Annotated in this window: 15 protein-coding genes and 1 pseudogene; 7 read left to right on the forward strand and 9 right to left on the reverse strand. The window is 66.0% G+C overall.

All coding sequences use genetic code 11. The annotated features are described in order from the left end of the window. Positions 1-46 precede the first annotated feature (46 nt). The 4 genes from A0W70_RS02150 to A0W70_RS02165 form a co-directional block, all read right to left on the reverse strand. On the reverse strand, positions 47-862 hold the full coding sequence (locus A0W70_RS02150) for a MipA/OmpV family protein (protein ID WP_175443040.1): 816 nt from the start codon (positions 860-862) through the stop codon (positions 47-49). Positions 863-1,265: 403 nt separating this feature from the next. Further along, entirely contained in the window at positions 1,266-2,150 is an 885-nt protein-coding gene (locus A0W70_RS02155) for a phospholipase A (protein ID WP_175443041.1), read from the reverse strand. Then, entirely contained in the window at positions 2,150-3,667 is a 1,518-nt protein-coding gene (locus A0W70_RS02160; protein ID WP_070987874.1) for a BCCT family transporter, read from the reverse strand. The genes A0W70_RS02155 and A0W70_RS02160 overlap by 1 nt, the downstream gene beginning before the upstream one ends. Positions 3,668-3,819: 152 nt before the next feature. Then, positions 3,820-4,605, reverse strand: coding sequence for a SpoIIAA family protein (locus A0W70_RS02165; protein WP_070987876.1), 786 nt, complete (start codon positions 4,603-4,605; stop codon positions 3,820-3,822). Between the two features lie 100 nt (positions 4,606-4,705). Here A0W70_RS02165 and A0W70_RS02170 point away from each other — a divergent pair, with 100 nt between their 5' ends. The 5 genes and pseudogenes from A0W70_RS02170 to A0W70_RS02185 all read left to right on the forward strand — a co-directional run bounded on the left by A0W70_RS02170 (position 4,706) and on the right by A0W70_RS02185 (position 10,749). After that, a complete protein-coding gene (locus A0W70_RS02170; RefSeq protein WP_070987878.1) occupies positions 4,706-5,215 on the forward strand; it encodes a GbsR/MarR family transcriptional regulator in 510 nt (169 codons plus the stop codon). Continuing rightward, positions 5,199-6,344, forward strand: a complete 1,146-nt coding sequence (locus tag A0W70_RS02175) for an efflux RND transporter periplasmic adaptor subunit (protein ID WP_175443042.1) — start codon at positions 5,199-5,201, stop codon at positions 6,342-6,344. The genes A0W70_RS02170 and A0W70_RS02175 overlap by 17 nt, the downstream gene beginning before the upstream one ends. A gap of 5 nt (positions 6,345-6,349) precedes the next feature. Continuing rightward, positions 6,350-9,505 (forward strand): efflux RND transporter permease subunit, encoded by a 3,156-nt coding sequence (locus A0W70_RS02180; RefSeq protein WP_070987882.1) that lies wholly within the window; start codon positions 6,350-6,352, stop codon positions 9,503-9,505. 224 nt (positions 9,506-9,729) lie between these two features. Further along, positions 9,730-9,942: a hypothetical protein gene (locus A0W70_RS16680; protein ID WP_139150666.1), complete on the forward strand. Its 213-nt coding sequence runs from the start codon at positions 9,730-9,732 to the stop codon at positions 9,940-9,942. A 160-nt stretch (positions 9,943-10,102) separates the two neighbouring features. Next, positions 10,103-10,749: pseudogene (locus A0W70_RS02185) on the forward strand (ISL3 family transposase). Between the two features lie 76 nt (positions 10,750-10,825). On the opposite strand, the gene A0W70_RS02190 reads toward A0W70_RS02185, so the two are convergent. The 5 genes from A0W70_RS02190 to A0W70_RS02210 all read right to left on the reverse strand — a co-directional run bounded on the left by A0W70_RS02190 (position 10,826) and on the right by A0W70_RS02210 (position 18,786). Further along, a complete protein-coding gene (locus tag A0W70_RS02190) occupies positions 10,826-12,010 on the reverse strand; it encodes a lipase family alpha/beta hydrolase (RefSeq protein ID WP_070987886.1) in 1,185 nt (394 codons plus the stop codon). A gap of 486 nt (positions 12,011-12,496) precedes the next feature. After that, on the reverse strand, positions 12,497-13,045 hold the full coding sequence (locus A0W70_RS02195) for an acyloxyacyl hydrolase (protein WP_070987888.1): 549 nt from the start codon (positions 13,043-13,045) through the stop codon (positions 12,497-12,499). Continuing rightward, on the reverse strand, positions 13,042-14,499 hold the full coding sequence (locus tag A0W70_RS02200) for an efflux transporter outer membrane subunit (protein WP_070987890.1): 1,458 nt from the start codon (positions 14,497-14,499) through the stop codon (positions 13,042-13,044). The genes A0W70_RS02195 and A0W70_RS02200 overlap by 4 nt, the downstream gene beginning before the upstream one ends. Continuing rightward, a complete protein-coding gene (locus A0W70_RS02205; protein ID WP_070987892.1) occupies positions 14,492-17,626 on the reverse strand; it encodes an efflux RND transporter permease subunit in 3,135 nt (1,044 codons plus the stop codon). Before A0W70_RS02205 ends, A0W70_RS02200 begins: the two co-directional genes overlap by 8 nt. Next, positions 17,626-18,786, reverse strand: a complete 1,161-nt coding sequence (locus A0W70_RS02210; RefSeq protein ID WP_070987894.1) for an efflux RND transporter periplasmic adaptor subunit — start codon at positions 18,784-18,786, stop codon at positions 17,626-17,628. The genes A0W70_RS02205 and A0W70_RS02210 overlap by 1 nt, the downstream gene beginning before the upstream one ends. A gap of 179 nt (positions 18,787-18,965) precedes the next feature. Here A0W70_RS02210 and A0W70_RS02215 point away from each other — a divergent pair, with 179 nt between their 5' ends. Further along, a complete protein-coding gene (locus A0W70_RS02215) occupies positions 18,966-19,580 on the forward strand; it encodes a TetR family transcriptional regulator (protein ID WP_070987896.1) in 615 nt (204 codons plus the stop codon). Between the two features lie 647 nt (positions 19,581-20,227). Continuing rightward, positions 20,228-20,824, forward strand: coding sequence for a GGDEF domain-containing protein (locus tag A0W70_RS02220; RefSeq protein WP_070987898.1), 597 nt, complete (start codon positions 20,228-20,230; stop codon positions 20,822-20,824). The last annotated feature ends 319 nt before the right edge of the window (positions 20,825-21,143 follow it).

The raw sequence follows: 21,143 nt of genomic DNA on the forward strand, positions 1-21,143 counted from the left end.
AGCCGGTCTCTCCCAAACAGCGGTTGCGACCTCGGATCCGCCGTGCTCAGAACCGGTAAGCGAGCAGGAGTCCCCCGGATAGCTGCGTTTCATCACCGACATCGTCGACGATCGGACTGTCAGCGGCATCACCGAGCATCTCGCTAATCCCGAGAATGGCTGTTGCGGACCATCGGGGTGTCAGGTCGCGCGTGAGGCGTGCCTGCAGGCCGGCAGTACTGACGCCGCCATCCGCCGCGTAGGGGGATAATCCGATCTGATCGGCCTCCGCGGCCGACAGTGAGAACAACGCATCGTTCCAGTCGTCGCCGACCCACTGGATACGCGGCCCGATTGCATATCGGAGGCTGTCGGACAGGGCGTCGCGCCAGGTGACTCTGAGCCGCACGCGCTCGCCGTCGATATCGCCGCTGAGCGCGCTGCCGACCTCAGCGCCAAGATGAAGCCGGCCGGCCTCGAAATTGATCCGCACGCCGCCGAGCGCACCGCCATCCACTTCCGCCAGCGGGGCAAGCGGGCCTTTGTCGTCGCGGCCGCCGGCATAAGCGATAAACGGTCCGATTGTGAATTTGTCGGTGTGGATGGCATTCCAGCCGATGCCCCGCGCCGTGCTGATATACAGGCTCTCGCCATAGCGGGCGTCGATCAGTGGCAGGACAGCGGTGTCGTGACTGTCGGCTCCCGGATACTCGGGGTGTTGGAAAGCGCCGATTCCGAGGTGCACCGACCAGTCCCCCTCGGATGCCGCTTCCCGGGGGCGATCCGGGGCCGTGTCCTCGGTCTCGCGCTGCGCCGGCGTAGCCATGGCGTATGGCAGCAAGACCGCCGCCATGAGCGCGGATACGACGGAATCTCTGTTCATACGTGGGTCCTTTGGTCTTTCGCGCGCGGTCTCGCTCATGGAGACCTGTGTTGTTGCCGTGAAGCGTAGTCATCAATGATTTAAGAAGCATACATCCTTGTACGTATGTGTAAAGCCCGCCATAGGATAGTATTGGCTCAGCGCGCATTCGTCTCGAGCGAAGCCCGCCAGCGCTTAGTTGTCCGATCCGGTATAGTCCCGGCGGCTCGCGACACCGGCCCCCACCCGTACGGACCACGAAGGATCGGCGTCCCTCATGCTGCGGGCGGCCTGCACCGATGCGCAGGGGAGCACGGTCACGAGCCACAGCACCCAAAGAAGCTGCCGGGGTGCGGCAATCGCAGACGCTCCGAATCCGGGCGGTGTCACATCCCTCGCGATATTCATGTGGCCTCCGCTTGGGTCAGCGCACGATCGAGAAGCCGATGCGGACCTGCAGATCCTGCTCCTCGTTGTAGCTCAGAAGGCTCTCGCCATAGCCCTGGAAAAGCTGCAGGTGCAGGAAACCGCCGGTTCGAGCGGCGATTGCAGTACGCAAAGGCCACGACAGGTCCAACTGGATCGAGTCGCGCCCACTGTCACCACGGCGATAGATGAGTTGGGCAAGACCGCCGTCCGTGGTGCCGTACCGAACCGTGAAATCGCCATGGCCGCGATACGTGGCGATATCGTCGTTTTCGTTACCCGTTGCGATATAGCCGTACAGTTTGGGTACAACGACCAGGTCGCGATCCGCCACCGACCAGCGCCACGCCGGCTGGATGAACAGGGTATCGATGCTTCGGGACGTTGCGCCGGCCTGACCGTTGGACTCGTGCTCGTAGCCAAAGCGCAGGAAATTCGGCTGCACGCCCGATGACGCGCCGTCATGGACCAGCTCCCAGAACAGGCTCGGGCTATAGCTCGAATCCTCGAACGGCGCCGACTCCTCGCTGAGATTCCACAGGGAGGTCTGGGTGTAGGCAAAATGAAGCGGTGCGAGCCAGCCCGTGCCGTACGGCATGGGCTTGTTCTCGGTCGAAAAAATCTGGTACTGAAAGCTGAACTGGAACCGGGCCGTCGTATCCTCGTCCCGACCGACGACGAAATAGATCGGTTCGTTGATGGTGAGTGCATCCTCGTTGGGCACGACATACTGGCTGCGTTGTCCGAGGAGGCTTTCCGGTGTCACGGTGGCACCCCCGGAATCGGGGTCGCCGACTCCCTCGCGCGGTGTGAAGGTGGCGGCGACCGCAAGTGCGAGAGTGCCCGCGATCAGTGTGCTTGCGGCATGTCCTCGGGTTGTCATCATGACCTCGAATTTTGTTGATCGCGCGGGTCTGCACGCATCGCGCGCAGGAGAGCGGGGATCATCGCCAGCAACAGCAGGCCGAATGGCAGCCCGGTCGCGATCGTCGCCGACTGCAACGCGGAGAGCCCGCCGGCCCGCATCAGTACGGCGGCGACCAGAGCCACAGTGACGACCCAGAACACCCGCTGCTGCCAGCTCGGATCCAGGCCGTTGGAGGTGAGCGTAGCGACAACATGCGCGCCGGAGTCGGCCGAGGTCACGAAGAAGATCAGGACGACGACAACCGCCAGGGCGATCGTCACTTCACTCCAGGGCAGATGCGCCAGGAAGGTGTACAGACTCGCGTCCGGCTCCGCTGCCACGGCCTCGGCGAGGCCGGCAGACTGGAACAGTTCGAGGTGCAGCGCGTTGCCGCCGAACACGGTCATCCACAGGAAGTTGAAGCCGCTGGGCACGAGTACGACACCGAGGATGTATTCGCGGACCGTGCGTCCGCGCGACACCTTGGCGATGAACATGCCGACGAAAGGCGACCAGGCGATCCACCAGCTCCAGTAGAATAGGGTCCACTGGGCCTGCCAGTTGGTCCCGGTGTAGGTCTCGTTCCAGGTCGAGAGCAGGGTGAGATCGTTGAGGTAGCCGCCCACGTGCTCGCCGAGGGCCTTGAGTACGAACACGGTCTGCCCGGCGAAGAGCACGTACAGCATCAGTGCGAAGGCCAGCAACAGGTTGAGCTTGCTGAGCAGACGCACCCCGTTGCCGAGCCCCGACAGCACCGACACCAGGGCGACCGACGCCACGATCCCGATCAGTGCCAGCTCCAGCCCGGTCGATGCGGGCAGGCCGGTCAGTTGCCCGATGCCCTCGGCGGCTTGGCTGGTGCCGAGTCCGAGGGAGGTGCTGATGCCGAACACGGTGCTGAGCACCGCGACCAGGTTGACGGCCCATCCCACGCGCCGTGCCTGCTCGGCCCGCATGAGTCGCGCCAGGGGAACGCCGAAGCCGAGCGGTTCGCCCCGATTGAAATGGAAGAACGCCAGCGACAGCCCGACCAGGGCGTAAACGGCCCATGGATGCAGCCCCCAGTGCAGGAAGGTCATCTCCATCGCCAGCCGCGCGGTCGCCGGGCGGTCGTCACCGAGATAGGGCAGGAAGGCAGCGAAATGCTGCAGGGGCTCGGCGATGCTGTAGAACAGCAGGCCGATGCCCATGCCGGCGGCGAACAGCATGCCGAACCAGTCGAGCCGGCTGTATTCGGGGCGGGCGTCGGGACCGCCGAGGCGGATGCCGCCGTAGCGGCTCAATGCCAGGAAGAACGCGAAACCGAGCACGACGTTCATGATCAGGATCAGCAGCCAGCCGGTGCCGGCGGCAACGGCGACCCGGGCCTGCTCAAAGATCGTGCCTGCCAATTGCGCCTTCGCGGCGGCGAACAGGATCAGGCCGCCGATGAGTGCGGCCGCCACGATCAGCAGGCCATGCCCGCCCGTGCAGCCGTTGTCGGTGTCGCTCATGTCGTCCAGTCCACTGCTGTCGCCTCTACCCGAACTGCCTGTCGCTGTGGGCGAGCCCGGTGGCGGCTCGCCCGCAGCCCTCGTCGCCGGCGTGTGCGTTCACGGCGCCGGTGCTGTCGCCCCGAGCTCACCGGAACGATCGGGGGTCGGGATCAGCCGGCAGTGCCGCCCTGCTCGGGCCGGGCATCCAGCCATTGCCAGGCTTCCTCCTCGGCGTCGGCCGCGAAAGATCGAATCGCCATGTCCGGGAATAGGGGGTCGATGCGCGCGATCAGCGCGGTCATCCAAGCGGGCGCCCCGACGATGGCGTAGCGTTCGACCTCTTGCAGGGCGCTCAGCTTCATCGACAGCAACCCGGTCTTCGCGAGCGCGCCAACCTCGATGCCTCGGAATCCCGTCATCCGGTTCAGCACACGGACGCGCTCATGTCGGGCCAGAAACTCATTGAAAGTGCTCACGATCGCCGGTGTCTCCGCGGCCGTGAGCACCCCGTTGATCTCGAAACCGAGGACGTCATCGTGCGAGGTCGGCATGAATCGCAGCGCAGGCGCGCGCGGCGAAGCCGCGGCGGGCTGCTGCGCCGCCCACTGCATGGCTTCATCCGCCTGCTCGGCGCCGAAGACGCACAGCGGCAGATCCGGCACGACCCGTTCGATCAGGGCGACGAGGACGTGCGGCCAGTTCTTGTCGGAAACGATCGCGACCCGCCGAAAGCGGCCGATGTGGGCGAGGAATTCCAGATCAGCGGCGGTCCCCTTAACCAGGCCGGCGGCGTCGAGATCGGCGAACCCGCTCAGATCGATGCAGGCACCGAGGCCGCCACGCCGTTCCAGCTTCTCATGGAACATGGCGCTGTAGCGGTCGACGTCGCGACCGGTGAGCTTGCCGGCAATACGCAGTGCGAGTACGTGATCGGGCGCCTCGAGTGGCTCCAGCATGAGAATCTCTTCCTTTCAATTTGTTCAGTGTTGATTGAACATACTGGATAGTCTATCGTACGGACTCCATCGGAGCAAGCCGCATGACGGGCCCTGAACCATGAACGATCCATCGTCCGATCACGGAGAGTCGAAGGCGGAGCAAGCCGAGGCAAGTGAGACCTTCATCGAACACATGGGCCGGGTCGCCCGAGCGGACGGTCTGCCGCGGATCGCGGGCCGTCTGTTCGGCTTCCTGATCCTGCACGGCGGCCCGTATTCGCTGGCCGACCTCGCGCGGCACCTGCAGGTCAGCCGGGGCAGCGTGAGCACCAACACCCGGCTGCTGGAGCAGCTGGGCGTCATCGAGCGCGTCAGCCGCCCCGGCGATCGCCAGGACTACTATCAACTCCGCCCCGATCCCTACCCGGCGCTGCTGCGCGGGGTGATCGAGCGCACTCGTGTCGCATCCGCGGGCGTGACCCGCGCGCGCGAGAATCTGCCCGCCGGGTGGGATGACGCCCGTGCCCGCCTGCAGGCGCTGGAAACGTTCTACGAACGCGTGCGCCGCAGTTCGGAGGCCGTGGTGCGGTCCTACGACGAGGAGGCTGATGATGACGGCCACACCTGATGAGAACGCCTGGCTGGCCCGGCCCGCCCACCGGCGCTGGGCGCTGGCGGGCGCGGTCGTCCTTGCTACCGCCCTGTGGATGGCCTCCGGCTGGTTGAGCGGGTCCGGGGGCACCGGCGACGCTGCTCCCGTTTCGAGCCAGCGGCCCCCGTTCGAGGTCGCCATCGCCGAGCGCAGGGCCGAATCGATCGAGCGCGCTGTGCGGGCCCAGGGCGAGACCCGGCCCCATCGCTCGGCGCGGCTGCGCGCGCAGACGGCCGGGCAGGTGGCGGCCGTGCCGGTCGAATCCGGGCAACGCGTGGAACGTGGCGAGATACTGATCGAACTGGCCCGGGGCGATCGCGGTGCACGACTCAAGGAAGCCAGGGCCCGTGTATCTCAGCGCCAGCTCGAACTCGAGGCGGCGCAGCGGCTGTCGGCGAGCGGTTACCAGGCGCGCGTGCAGGTAGAGGAGGCGCGCGCGGCACTGGAACAGGCCCAGGCGGCCCTCGCGCAGATCCGCCAGGACATCGATTACACGACCATCGAGGCCCCATGGGCCGGCACGATCGACGAAGTGCTCGTCGATGCCGGCGATTATCTCGGCGTCAACGGCGAGGCCGTGACGCTCGTGGACAACGACCCGCTGCGCGTGGTCGCGCACTTTCCGCAGGGCGCCGCCGATGCGCTGGCGCCGGGGCAACCGGCCGCGGTCACGCTGCTTTCGGGCGCGGTTCGCAGCGGGCAAGTAGTCGGTGTCGCGCCGCGCAGCGACGCCGCCACCCGGACGTTCCGCGTCGAGGCCGAGATCCCCAACCCGGAACGCCGACCCGCCGGGACCAGCGCCGAGATGCGGATCGTGACCGGCCGGGTGCGGGCCCATCGCCTGTCGCCGGCGCTGCTGTCGCTCAACACGCAGGGCGAACTCGGCGTGAAGGCGGTCAACGACGACAACCGGATCGTTTTCCACGCAGTCGAGATCATGCACACCGAGCCCGAGGGGATCTGGGTGACCGGGCTGCCCGACCCCGTGCGCCTGGTCGTCCGCGGCGGCGGGTTCGTCGCCTCCGGCGAGCGGGTGCGCACGAGCGTGGGCACGCTCGACGTCGATCGCGTGCCCGACCCCGCCGCGGCCGGCGCCGAGGGCTGACAGCGATGCGCGCGCTCATCGACGCGGCTTTCGCCCGCACGCGGCTCGTCGGCCTCGCGCTGATCGCCATCCTGATCGCCGGCGCGCAGGCCTACACGAACATCCCGCGCGAGGCCGAACCCGAGGTGACGATCCCGACGGCCTACGTATCGCTGATCCACGAGGGCATCTCGCCCACGGACGCCGAACGCCTGCTGCTGCGCCCCATGGAGCAGGAACTGCAGTCCATCCCCGGGCTCGAGGAGATCCGCTCGGTTGCGGGCGAGGGCTACGCCACGCTGACCCTCGAGTTCGACGCCGGTTTCGACCCCGACGCCGCCCTGCGCGACGTGCGCGAAAAGGTCGACATCGCCCAGAGCGAGCTGCCGGCGGCAACCGAAGAGCCCCGGGTAACCGAGGTCAACACCGCACTGTTCCCGGTTCTCACCGTCGCCCTGTCCGGCTCGCTGCCCGAGCGCGACCTGGTCGCGCGTGCCCGCGAACTGCGCGACGCGCTCGAGGGGCTCGGGCCGGTGCTCGAGGTCGATCTCGCCGGTGATCGCGAGTCCGTGCTCGACGTCGTGGTCGATCCCAACCGCCTGCAGGCCTACGACCTGTCGTTCGACCAGGTGGTCAACCGCGTGCAGCGCAACAACCGCCTGGTCGCGGCGGGGGCCGTGGAATCGGCGGCCGGCAACATCGGCGTGAAGGTGCCCGGCGTGATCGAGACCTACGGCGATGTCCAGGCCTTGCCGTTGAAAACCGCCGGTGACCGGGTGGTGACGTTCGGTGACGTCGCGCGCATTCAGCGTACGTTCAAGGACCCGAACGGCTTCGCCCGCGTGGACGGCGAGCCGGCGATTGCGCTCGAGGTCAAAAAGCGCGTGGGGGCCAACATCATCGAGACCGTGGAACAGGCACGCTCGGTGATCGCCCGGCACCGCGAGTCGTGGGGCAGCAGCGTCCGCGTGGACTATCTGCAGGACAAGTCGGAGCAGACGCGCCAGATGCTCGGCGACCTGCAGAACAACGTCATCACGGCGGTCTTCCTCGTCATGGTGGTCGCGATCGCCGCCCTGGGCGTGCGTCCGGCGCTGCTGGTGGGTATCGCCATCCCGGGCTCGTTCCTGGCCGGCATCCTGGCGATCGCGGCCTTCGGCTACACGCTCAACATTGTCGTGCTGTTCAGCCTGATCCTGGTCGTGGGCATGCTCGTCGACGGCGCCATCATCACGGTCGAGCTCGCCGATCGACGTCTGCGTGCGGGCCTCGATGCAGGCCGTGCCTACGCCGGCGCCGCCAAGCGCATGGCCTGGCCGATCATTGCCTCGACGGCCACCACCCTGGCCGTGTTCGTGCCATTGCTGTTCTGGCCCGGCATCGTCGGCGAGTTCATGAAGTACCTGCCCGCCACCGTGATCGTCACGCTCGGGGCCTCGCTGTTCATGGCCCTGGTGTTCGTGCCCGTGCTGGGTGCAGCGATCACGCGGCGCGACTCGTCCGGGGAGAACGCAGAGGTGGCGGGCACCCCAGACGATGACGACGACGAACCGGTGGACGCCGCCGACAGCTACTACCGCCTGCTCAACGCGCTGCTGTCGCACCCGGGCAAGACGCTGCTCGCGGCGAGTGTCTTGCTCGTGGCGACCTACGGCCTCTATGGCGTATTCGGTCGCGGCCTCGAATTCTTCCCGGATGTCGAGCCCGACACGGCCCAGGTCGAGGTGCGCGCGCGCGGCAACCGATCGGTCTACGAGCGTGACGCGATCGTGCGCGAGGTTGAACAGCGCCTCGCGGGCCTCGCCGGGGTCGAGAGCCTCTATGCACGTACCTACGGCAATCGCGGCGCCTCGCGCGACCGCGCGGCCGATCTGATCGGCACGCTCCAGCTCAACTTCGCCGACTGGGACGAGCGCCGCCCGGCCGATGCCATCATTGCCGAGGTGCGCGAACGCACCGACGATCTCGCGGGGATCATCGTGCAGGTCCAGGAGGCGGCCGCCGGTCCGTCGGCCGGCAAGCCGATCCAGATCGAGGTCGGCGCGCCCGATCCGGGCCACCTCGCCGCCGCGGTCGGTACCATCCGCGAGGCGATGACGCAGGTCGGCGGGTTTACCGACGTCAGTGACAGCCGGCCGCTCGAGGGCGTCGAATGGCGCCTGAGCGTCGATCGACAGCGCGCAGCGCGCCTGGGCGCGGACGTGTCGCTGCTCGGCCAGGCCGTGCAGCTCACGACCAACGGCATTCTCCTCGGCGAGTACCGCCCGGAGGACGTCGACGACGCCGTGGACATCCGCATCCGGTTCCCCTATGAATCGCGGACACTGGAGCGCCTGCGGACCCTGTACGTACCGACCGAGGCCGGTCAGGTGCCGGCGGAGCACTTCGTGCACTTCGAGCCGGCGCAGCCGACCGGCACCCTGAACCGGGTGGACGGCCGGCGCGTGCTGACCGTCGAGGCCGGCGTCGCCGACGGACTGCTGGCCGATACGCAGACCCGCAAGCTGCAGGCGGCGCTCGGGGAGGCCGATCTCCCGCAGGCCGTGTCCGTGCGCTTCAAGGGCCAGAACGAAGACATGCAGGAGGCGAGCCGCTTCCTTGTGCAGGCCTTCGTGGCGGCCGTCTTCCTCATGCTCGCGGCCCTTGTCACCCAGTTCAACGGCTTCTACCAGGCATTCGTCGTGCTCAGCGCGATCGTCTTCTCGACCGCCGGCGTCCTGCTCGGCCTGTTGGTCACGGGGCGGCCGTTCGGCGTCGTCATGGGCGGCATCGGTGTGATCGCGCTGGCCGGTATCGTCGTCAACAACAACATCGTTCTGATCGACACCTACAACCGCCTGCGTGCGCGCGGCCTCGAAGCGCGCGATGCCATCCTGCGCACCGGTATGCAGCGCCGGCGCCCCGTCCTGCTGACCGCGCTGACGACGATCCTCGGTCTGATGCCGATGGTGCTCGGACTGAACGTCGATCTGCTCGGGCGTGAGATCGCCGTCGGCGCCCCCTCGACGCAGTGGTGGACCGCCCTGTCGAGCGCGATCGCCGGCGGTCTCACCTTCGCCACCGCGCTGACGCTGTTGCTGACACCCTGTCTGCTCATGCTGGGGGCGAATGCGCGCAAGCGCCTGACCGCTGCACATGATGGCGACACCCGGAAAACCACACATCAGGAGCCAAAGCGCTGAGATTGAAGGGCAGGTACTCGATTGTTCCGTGGAGATGTATCGATCCTGCACTTGCCCGTGTCCCTGGCGGGGTCGATGTAAACCACGGGGCGGCCCGCGTCGGTCTACGGGGCCGGGTGAGCCCAAGGGCAGTCATTGAATGCGCGGGACGTCGATTGAATGGCGCATGGGGTTCGTGCTTTCTGCGGAGATGTCGGCCAACCTAAAAGCACAAGGACAACCCCATGCGCGTGACCAAGGTATGCCGTCAGTTGACGGGTGTCGAGTCCCTGTATGCCAGCAATGTGGAGCTGAGCGAGCGCGGGCTGGCATTTTTCGTTCGCCGGCGCTGGCGCAAGCCCTGCTGCGGCGGCTGTGGCCGCCGTGGGCCGGGTTATGACCGGCGCCCGCAGCGCTACTGGCGTCACAGTGGAGCAGGTGCCGTGGGCCTGCCATGAGAGCCGGTTCACGTACGCGCCGGAGGAGCTCACCGCCTATCTCGCTCAATCGCTGGATTTTACGGCGATCACGCGACTTCAGGGGCTGAGCTGGCGCGCGGTTTCCGGGATTGTCAGGCGCGTGGTGGCCGAGCGCGTACCGTGTGCCCTGCTGTCGGGGATGCGCGCGATCGGCGTGGACGAGTTCAGCTACCGCAAGCGCCACCGCTATCTCACGGTGGTGGTCGATCACGACAGTCGTCGGGTGGTGTGGGCGGCCAAGGGCCGCGGCGCCGATGCGCTGGCGGGGCTGTTCGAGCATCTGGGCGAGGCCGGCTGCGCGGCGATCGAGTCCGTCACGATGGACATGGCGGGTGGCCACAAAAAGGCGGTGCGCGAGCACCTGCCGCATGCGCGCATCGTCTTCGACCAGTTCCATGTCCAGCGTCTGGCGAGTGACGCCGTGGACGCGGTGCGCCGCGACGAGGTCCGCGCGGCCGGGGACGAGGCCACGGTCCGGGTGATCGAGCGCAGCCGCTATGTGCTGCGCAAAAGCCCGTGGAACCTGAACCGGCATGAGCAGCAGAAGCTGGCCGACATCCAGGCGAACAACCGGCGCCTTTTCCGCGCACGATCCGTGAGCACAAGGAACGGATACTGGCCTACATCAAGGATAGGTTGACCAATGGTTTCGCCGAAGGGATCAACAACCGCTTACGCGTGATCGCCCGACGCGCCTATGGATTTCACAGTGCCGAAGCGTTGACCTCAATGTTGTTCCTGTGCACCGGTGGCGTGGAGCTCGAACCGCCGCTACCGACCCACTGAAAGGTCAGGAGAGACATGAAGTTTGGAATTGGGTGCCACTGACCACCAGGACTGACGCGCCCTGGCGGCGCTGCGACTACTGCGTCATCAGCAACCGATGCAGCCGTTCGACAAGACGGGGGTCGTGCAGGAGTGCGCTGTGTTGTGCGCGGAAACCGAGGACGCGGTCGGCCTCGTCCTGGAGTTCGAGCGAGAGCTGGCTCGACAGCGGTACGACCCCGTCCCCGGGTTCATCGGGCAGGAATGAGAAGAAGAGGTGATACCGGGTCGCCGCCGGCCAGTCCCGCTGGTGCAGGTTGGCCACGAATTCGCTTGCAGGGACGAGATCGCGCCACGCGGGGATGACCAGTGGCGAGTATTCGACGCCGGTCGCGGCACTGTCGAGCCCCATCAGGGGGCTGTTGATCGTCACCACTAGGGGAATCCGGAAGCGGGCGGGCGCCGCGGCGTGGTCCAGCACCAGGTCCCGTGTGATCAGTCCACCCATGCTGTGGGCGACGATAATCACCTCCTGGAAGCCGTAGCGCGCCTGCAGTTCGGTCAACGCCTGTCGCAGGTAATCGGAAACCGGGTCCAGCGGCAGGCCGCTCGCGTACTGGAGTACCCAGGGCTGGAATCGTTCGTGGTCCAGTGCCGTGATGACGGACTGGAAATCACGCGCGGTTCCCTCGATCCCGTGGACGAAGAGGACCGGTGTCTTGTCCGGGCTGAACTCTTCCAGGCGCACGAGGCCGCCCAGCCGGCGTTCGATGTGATCGAGGGGACGCCAGAAGCCGAGCCGAGCGTTCGCGCGATCGAACAGGGGGTCGTCCAGCGCAACCCGTCGTCCCAGGTTCAGATCCGCCCCCCGGATGTCGATCGGCGCTTGTTCGGGACCGTCGACCGCTATGGGATCCGATACCGTCAGGGTGGAGATTTGGTGCGGTTTTCCGGGCTCCACGTGCAGCGTTTTCGGCCGGCTCTTCTCGTCGCTGACATAGGCGGCCGGTTCGCTCGCTTGGTAGTGGCCGTCGTCATTGCTGTCGCTGAACGCGCCGAGTACGTATCGGCCCGGAAGCACGTGGAATACGTAGCGCCCGGAATCGGATATGGCGTAGCGTCCGGTCAACTCGTAGCCGTCGCGCGTTTGTTCGTAGAGCACCGCGTACGTCGGACCCTGCGTTGCCTGGGTCTCGATCTGCCCCCGGATTGTCGACCGGTTTTCGACGTATCCTGCCTGCTCGCTGCTTTCCAGCAGCGTACAGGCTGTCGTTGACGCCACGCAGGCAAGCGCTGCCGCCAGCGTTGCAAGTTTCCGAGAACGACTTGATCCGGCACAACGCAGATTCAGGGACATTGCTTTTCCTCCTCGCAGGTCACGGGGGAATTATTGTTGAAAGTGGTGCACGGAGGGATTTGAAAGAGGCGGCGTATCCGGCTGGAATGGAAGTGCGAGCAACCAACCAGCCGAAAACGATACGCCATGGACAACGATACCCACGAAGCCGATTCGGGGCCAGTTCCGGAGACCGGGGACGCGCTCACGGAGGTGCTGCGCCGCCCAGGCCTGAAACTGTCCACTGAAACGGGACCGCTTCAACCCGTCGTTCGTCGCGCGTCATCACCAGACCTCCATCCGAGAAAGGGAGACGTCATGATCGCGCGTAAAGATCAGTCCAGGAACGTGCGTTCGCAGTTACGCGTACCTGTTGACCCTGTTCATTCTTCACGTTGCCGGCACCGGTTGATCGGGCTCCCTGCATGGCCACTAGAACCCGGAGCCGATCTCCACAGCCAACAGGTCGACGCCGGGATTGCTGTCGTAGATGCCAGCGTTGGACGTGTGCTGCATCCGGGCACCGATGTACCAGTCCGGATTGGATTGCCAGCGCACGCCAATATGGCTTGTGAACTCGAATGGACCGCCGAGGTTGCGGTTATCGCTCTCGTAGTTGGAGAACAACGTCGGCTGGATTCCGAGTGTGAGTCCCCAGTTCGTCCACGGCAGCGGATATTCGAGGGTGGGACCGAGTGCGAAGACGACGGCATGATCGTTGTCGCCGCTCCAGTAGCTGAGCGCGGTCTCCCAGCGCGCGGTGCCACCCGCCGGAAGGTACGGCAGCACGTACTCCTCTAGGAGTGGCGCAGGCCGGCGGACGTAGAATTCCGCCGTATTCACGCTCTCGCCGGCGGCGGTGCGGACTCCGGCCTCGTACCCTGAGGTATTGGCCTCGACGTTTTTACCCGCAGCCCATGCCGGGTCCATCGCGACGGTGAGCAGCGCGAACAGGATCGGTTGTATCCCCTGGAGGGTCATGATGGTTCATCAGTCTCCGCGGTCTTGTCATTCGACGCGCTGGCGTCATCCGACCAGCCACCACCCAGTGCCTTGTAGAGACTGGCCGTGGCCGTGAAGCGATCCCGGATCGCCTCGGTTACGGCCAGCTCGGCGTCCAGCAGACCGCGCTGGGCATCGAGCACTTCGATAAAGCTCGTGTAACCGCTCTCGTAGCGCCGCCGCGCGATTGCAAGATTGTCCTCGAGGGCCTGGACCTGGCGCCGCCGGGCCGCGAGTCGCTCGCCGGCGGCCTCATAGAGCGTTAGGGCGTCCCGGACTTCTTGGAAAGCGGTCCGAACCGTGCGCGCATAGTTGATTTCCGCCTGCTCCTTCAGCGCCTCGGCGGTGTCGACCTGTGCTCGAATGCGGCCGAAGTCCACCAACGGCGTCAGCAGGGAACCACCGATACTCCAGGTGCGCGCGTCCGCCGAGAACAGATCACCGGTCTCCGCGGCGCGGGTACCGATCAGCGCGTTCAGGTTCACGCTTGGATACCACTCGGCCCGGGCCGCGCCGATATCGGCGTTGGCCGCCATCAGATTCCCTTCGGCGGACCGGATGTCGGGACGACGTTCCAGCAGTTCCGACGGCAGGTGGTCAGGCCGCCCTTCGGGCAGACGGATCTCTTCAAGCGGCGTTCCCTCGGTACTGCCCCGGCGGGCATTGATGATCTCGCGCGGGCTGCCGCCGATGAGCACTGTCAGGGCGCTCTCGAGCCGATTGATCCGTTCGCGGATCGGGGGAATCCGCGCGCGGGTGGTCTCGAGTTCGGCCTCGGCCTGGCGCAGGGTGAGGCGGCTGGTTTCGCCGCCTTCGTAGCGCGCGCGTTCGATCTCCAGGCTGCGTTCGCGCGAGTCCACGGTGCGTTCGGCGATCCGCAACTGGCGCTCCGCGGCCCGCAGTTCGAAGTAGGTGGTCACCACATCCGTGATCACCGACAGGCGAACCGCCTCCCGCGTGAACGCCGACTCCAGCAGCCGGCCTCGCGCGGCCTCGGTCGCGCTGTCCAGTCGCCCCCAGAGGTCGAGTTCGTACGCGAGCGAGCCGGCGATGCGGAAGTCGTTGCCGACCCCGCCGGGGCCGGTGGCCGCGGCCGCTTGGCTCGTGCGCTGGCGTGTCGCGTCCGCCTGCAGATCAAGACTCGGCAACTGCTGCGCCTCGCTGAGACCGAGTCGGGCGCGCGCTTCGCGCACCCGGGCCGTCTGTTCGCGCAGATCAAGGTTGGCGCTCGTGGCCCGCGCGACCAGCGCCTCGAGGGCGGGGTCGTCGTAACGGCGCCACCACTCGGTCCAGTCCTTGCTCTGCTCCGCCGGGGGCATGGCCTGGTCCTGCCAGTCTTCAGGCAGATCCAGGTCCGGGCGCTGATAGTCCGGGCCGACCGAACATCCGGCCAGGAACGCAATGGCGCTGAGTGCGGACAGAAAATTACGCATGGCCGTTGCCCTCCTGACGCCGGTTCTTCAGCCAGGTCGTGAAGTCTTCGAACAGGCGGTAGAACAGCGGCACGAACACGAGCGCGAGCGTGCTCGCCATGAGCATGCCGACCACGGCGACGGTGCCGATCTCCTGGCGGCTGGCGGCGCCGGCGCCGCTGGCGAACATCAACGGCAGGGTGCCGATGATGAAGGTCATGGCCGTCATCATGATCGCGCGGAAACGCTGCCGGGCGGCCGCCCGGGCTGCTTCGAAGGAACTCATGCCGGCTTTACGGTTCTGGGCGGCGAACTCGACGATCAGGATCGCGTTCTTCGCGGCCAGTCCGATCAGTACCAGCAACCCGACCTGGAAGTAGATGTCGTTCGGGAACCCGCGTATGAACGCGCCGAGGGCCGCGCCGAGCACGCCGAAGGGTATCGCTGTCGCGACGGCCAGCGGCAGTGTCAGGCGTTCGTATTGCGCGGCCAGGATCAGAAAGACCATCAAAAGGCCAAGCGCGAACGCGAGGCCACCCGCGCCCGCGGCGGCCTCGAGCTGGAAGGCCTCGCCGGTCCAGCCGAGCAGGGTGTCGCGGTCGTCGCCGAAGGTCTCGGACATGACCGTTTCCGCCGCCGCCTTCGCCTCGCCCGTCGTGTAGCCCGGGGCCGGGTCGGCCATGAACTTGGCGGCCGGGTAGACGTTGAACCGGTTGAAAATATCCGGTCCGGTCTCGCGCTCGAGTGAGACGAGAGAACTGACGGGGATCATCTCGCCGTCACTGGAGCGGACGAACACCCGCCGCAGATCGTCGGCTCGATTGCGGAAATCGGCTTCCGACTGCAGTTTGACCTGCCAGTTTCGGCCGGAGAGCGTGAAATCGTTGACGTAAAGGGCCCCGAACGTGCTCTGCAGGGCCTCGAAGATCCCGTCGATGGGTACGCCCATCGCCTTGGCCTTCTCGCGATCGACGTCGGCCGAATAGCGCGGCACGCTCGTATCCAGCGTAATCCGCGCATTGGTGATCTCCGCGCGCTCGTTCGCGGCCCGTACCAGACGTTGGCCGAGGTTGTGAAGTTCATCGGCGCTGGCGCCACCGCGCGCCTGCAGATAGCCCTCGATGCCACCGGTCAGCGAGAGGCCCTGGATCGGTGGCGGCACGAAGGAGATCACGCGCGCCTCGGGTATCGATTGCCCCATGCCCATGATGCGCCGGGCCATCGACGCCGCGTCCTGCCCGGCGCCCTGGCGCTCGTCCCAGTGGGCCAGGTTGACGAAACCCACGCCGGCACTCGTGCGTTGTGAGGAAGACATGATGTCGAAGCCGGCGAAGGCCGTGAACTCATCGACCTCGTCCATCGCGAGCAGGCGCTCGGAGATCTCGTCGCGTGCCGCTTTGGTGCGGCCGAGCGCCGACGATGGCGGCAGGTTGTAGGCGACGAGTGCGACGCCCTGGTCTTCCTGGGGCACCAGGCCCGAGGGCAGTCGATCGAGCACGAACAGGGTGGCGGCGATCACGGCCGCGAACAGGGTGACGCCGATCACCGTATGGCGGAGCAGGAATCCGACCGCGCTGACAAATGCCGATGTGATCGCCTCGAAGCCGCGATTGAACCACTGGAATGGCTTTGACGGCGCGCTCGCTTGCCGGTCCAGCAGCAGGGCGCACATGGCGGGCGTCAAGGTCAGTGCCACGACCCCGGAGATCACGACCGAGACGGCGATCGTGACCGCGAACTGCCGATAGAGTTCGCCGGTGAGCCCACCCAGGAACGACACGGGCGCGAAGACCGCGACCAGCACGAGGGTGGACGACACGACGGCCCCGGCGACCTGCCCCATGGTCTCGACCGATGCGTCGCGCGCGTTCACCCCCTTTTCATGCATCAGGCGTTCGACGTTCTCCATCACGATGATGGCGTTATCGACGACGATGCCGATCGCGAGCACCAGCCCGAACAGGGTCAGCAGGTTCACCGAGAAGCCGAGCGCCTGCATGCCGGCGAACGTGCCGATCAGGGAAACCGGTATGGCGGCGACCGGAATCAGCGTCGCCCGCAGATGCTGCAGAAAGACGAACGTCACCACGACGACCAGGGCTACGGCGATCAGCAGCGTGATCAGGACTTCCTGGATCGAGATTTCGACGAACTCGGTCGTGTCGTAGGGGATGGTGTACTCAAGGCCCTCGGGGAAACGATCCTCCATCGACTGCAGTGCCGTACGCACGTTCGCGGCCGTTTCAAGCGCATTGGCACCGGGCTGGAGATAGACGCCGACGGGTACCGCCGGTTGGCCGTTGTAGGTCGCCGAGAAGCCATAGTCCTGCGCGCCGAGTTCCGCGCGTGCCACGTCCCCGAGGCGCAGGGCTTCACCCTCGTTGTCAGCGCGCAGAATAATGTCTTCGAACGCGTCCGCGTCCGAGAGCCGCCCCGAAGCGGAGACCGTGAAGGTGAACGCCTGGTCCTCGGGCGCCGGTTCCGCGCCGATGCGTCCGGCCGAGAACTGCGCGTTCTGTTCGCGGATCGCGGCGGCGACATCCGACGGTGTCAGGTCATACTGTGCCAGGCGGTCCGGACGCAGCCAGACGCGCATCGAGTAGTCCTGGGCACCGAACAGCGAGGCGTTGCCGACACCGGGCAGGCGCACGAGTTCATCGATCACGTTGAGCAGCGTGTAGTTGCTGATCTCGACCGTGCCCATGCTTTCGTCCGGCGAGTACAGCGCCGGGACGAGCAGGATGTTCGTGGAACGGGCCTCGACCCGCACGCCCTGGTCGCGCACCGATTGCGGCAGCCGCGCAGTCGCGGCCTGGACCTTGTTGTTGACGTTGATGGTCGCCTGGTCCGGATCGGTCCCGAGGGCGAACGAGACGGTGATCTGGAGCGTACCGGCATCGGTGCTGGTTGACTCCATGTAGAGCATGTCGTCGACACCGTTGATCTCCTGTTCTAGGGGCGCCGCCACGGTGTCGGCGATCACCTCGGAACTGGCACCAGGGTAGCTCGCCTCGACGACGACCTGGGGCGGGACCACGTTCGGGTACTGTTCGACGGGCAGGGTGCGCAGGGCGGCTGCACCGGCGATCACGATGATGATGGCGATGACCGACGAGAGGATCGGCCGATCGATGAACAGTCGCAGCATCAGTCGTCCTCCCCGGAATCGGCATCCTGCACCTCGACGTCGATACCGTCGCGCAGCCCGCTGAGCCCGGAGACGACCACCCGGTCACCGTCGCCGAGCCCGGACTCGATGACCTGGCCCGCATCTACGACCGGGCCGAGCTCGACCGACGTGAGGACGACCTGGTCGTCGTCGTTGACCGTATACACGGCGGGACCGTCCTGATCGGAGGTGACCGCCGCTTCCGAGATAACCGCGACGTCTTCCAGCGTCGCCGTGCGCAGTTCAACACGCACGAAGAGCCCGGGGGTCAGGCGTTGATCGGGGTTGGGAAATACCGCCCGGGCGCGGACGGTGCCGGTGTCCGGGTCGATGCTCGCGTTGGTGAAGTCGAGTTGGCCTTCGCGCTCGTAGCGCTCGCCATCGGGCAGTATGAGCACGGCCCGGCGCTCGCTGTCGACATCGTCATCCGCCCCGGCGGTCATCGCCCGCCGCGCCTCGCGTCGGGCGAGCGCGTCGCGCTCCGGCAGGGCGAAGCGTACGTGGATCGGATTCAACTGCGTCACTGTGGTCAGCAGGTCGCCGGGGCCGACCAGACTCCCCTCCGGCAGGGCCTCCAGGCTCGTGACGCCATCCAGCGGCGCCTCCACCGTGGTATAGCCGAGTTCGATCTCCGCCGTGCGCAGGCCGGCCCGGGCGAGGGCGACATCGGCCCGGGCCAGTTCGACCGCGGACTGGGCGGCGTCGCGCTCACGGGTACTGATCGCGTCGTCCGCGTACAGGGACTGGACGCGCTCCCAGTCGCGCTCGGCCTGGCGCAGATTGGCGCGGGCGTTCTGCAGTTGCGCTTCGGCACTGTCCACCGCGGCCTCGAACGGCTCCGGGTCGATCCGGAACAGCGTCTCCCCCTGTTCGACCATGGCGCCTTCGGTATACGCACGGGTTTCGAGAATGCCCTCGATCCGGGGGCGCACCTCCACTTCGCGCGCGCCGCGGGCGCGCCCGGCGTACTGTTCGCGGACATCGACCGCCTGCAGCTCGATCCCGGATACCGTTACGCGTGGCGGTTGTTGCTGTTCACTGCTGCCGCTGTCCGGGGAGTCGTTGCCGCAGGCCGTAAGGGCCAGCAGCAGTAGCGCCGCGAGAGCCGTGCGCGACTCGCGGTGGTTGTTGTCGGTCATTCCGTTCTCCGGGGTTGGCTGGGCGTGCCGGTCCGTTTGCAGGATCGGTACTTCTCCTTGGGTGGCGGATTATACATACAATCAGGACTGTATGTAACTTGCGGAATGCGCTATCATTCGCCCTACCGATCCCCCGGCACGACAGGGCGGGGCCATGATGGCGATCCCGCGGAGAGAAGATGGCCAAGAAAACCAAAGCGGAATCGGAAGCCACCCGGGAACTGCTGCTCGACGCGGCGGAGGAGGCCTTCCTGGAAAACGGAGTGGCCCGGACCTCGCTCGATGCGATCGCCCGACGCGCGGGTCATACCCGCGGTGCTATCTACTGGCATTTCCAGGACAAGAGCGCGCTCTTCCAGGCCATGCTGGATCGCGTCCGCCTGCCGCTTGGCGATCTAGTCGAGGAGTTCGCACGCGATAGCGGTGAGGACCCGGTGGAGGTCCTGCGCCGGCTTTGCGCCTTTGGCCTTCAGCGTCTGATCGACGATCCGCGGCATCATCGTGTCTATACCATCCTGCTGCTGCGCTGCGAACTCGTTGGAGATATGAATCCGTCAGTCGAAAGTCAGGAGCAGTTGGTGATGGAAGTACTGGACCTGTTCGAGCGGCAGTTCGTTCGCGCGCGCGAAATCGGGCGCCTCAATCCGGCGATCCCGCCGCCGGTCGCGGCCTCTGCCCTGCATACCTACATGTCCGGACTGTTCATGCAGTATCTGCGCGATCCCGTGCATTGCGATCTGGAGAATCATCGCGACACGCTGCTGGCGGTGTTCTTCGACTGGGTGGCCAAGTGATATTTGTACAAGCGGGATCGAGGTTCGCGACGCACCACGACGCGCTCCGGCGGAAAATCGACCGCCTCCGGTCAAGAACTTATAGCATCTGGAGGAATCGCAAGTAATTGCGGAACCGGGAATTTCGGGCGATCTGAAAAGAATTTCGCCAGTGGGGTACATAGCATATCGTTGCAGTGATCATGGACCCCAGATGGACCCCAGCGATGCCCGTAGGCCGACTGCGGGCCCCGCACGCAAGCAATCCGCGAATATCTCATCGAACGATTCATCAAGCCGCAGCGCGGCGCGCTGAAACCGTTGGTGTGGAAGCAGCCGACGGCAACTACGTTGATATCAGGCTTATGCACCTGCCCCTCGGAGATCCGTCGCCCCCTACCGTCAGCCCCAGGGTTATTCGCTTCAGTTCGCGGAGTTCCAGGCCATACCGGGGATTGACGCAGTTGTTGTTCGTCTGGACCGTAATGCGCTCCATTCGCGGCGCATGCGATGCACGGTCCCGGCCGCCGGAGACGGCGGCATCTGATAGCCCGAAACTTAATCAGGCCGGGCGCGCGACTCGGGTTTGACCGCGTGGAGGAGCGGCTGGGTCGGCGGCCGGTTGCTCAGCCCGTAATGAGCGGAAAACCCAGCCGAACCCGCAAGCCGTGTGGTGTTCGGTTCGTGATATCGATCGCGCCCCCGAAGCGCTCGTCTCTCTCAACCTGCTCTCGCTCGTGGTCGCCACCAGCGTCCGCTATAGCCGCCGCGCGCTCGCCGACCTCGCCGAGCGCGATCCCCTTACCGGCGTCGGCAATCGTCGCGCCCTCAATGCGGGCGCCGGGATAGCACTACAGCGGCGTATCGCAGGTACTCCGGCAGCCATGTTGCTGCTCGACATCGACCATTTCAAAGCAGTGAACGACACCTATGGTCACGCCGTCGGCGATCGCATCCTCGTCGAGCTGACCGGGGTAATCACCGCGACGGTGCGCGCCAGCGACGATGTCTTCCGCTACGGGGGTGAGGAGCTGCTTGTTCTCGCCAACGGCGCCACTACCCAGGCCGCCGCACAGCTCGCCGAAACGCTCCGAAAGCGCATTGAAGAATACACTTTCGACCAGAGCCTTGGCATCACGGTATCAATCAGCGTCGCCGAGGCAGAACCGGAGGACACACTCACGTCCTGGTTCGCCAGCGTTGACGCAATGCTCTACCAAGCCAAACACGACGGACGTAATCAAGTCCGAGTTCATGAACAATAGCGCGAAGACGCGGGCGCAGGCCAGCTTCGTCCCGTTTTTAAGTTTCCTCTGAGGTGGAACTCAGGCGACCATGGCGGTTCTTATATTCCGGGTAATTCAAACGATAGAGATTAGGCCCGGAGAAACCGTACGTGGGCGATGTGGTTCCTAACCCGGGCATCGAAAACGCTCGGCAACGATTTCTTGTATTGGAGTATTGGCGATGGACGGATCATCGGATACCCCTGGAATTACCCTTCAATTCTGGATGGCCGCGGGACCCGGATTGAGGTAGGGGCGGGGCGGGTAAATACATGCATGAAGCTGGTGGAGCACGATG

The organism is Halofilum ochraceum, from assembly GCF_001614315.2.
Lineage (GTDB): Bacteria > Pseudomonadota > Gammaproteobacteria > XJ16 > Halofilaceae > Halofilum > Halofilum ochraceum.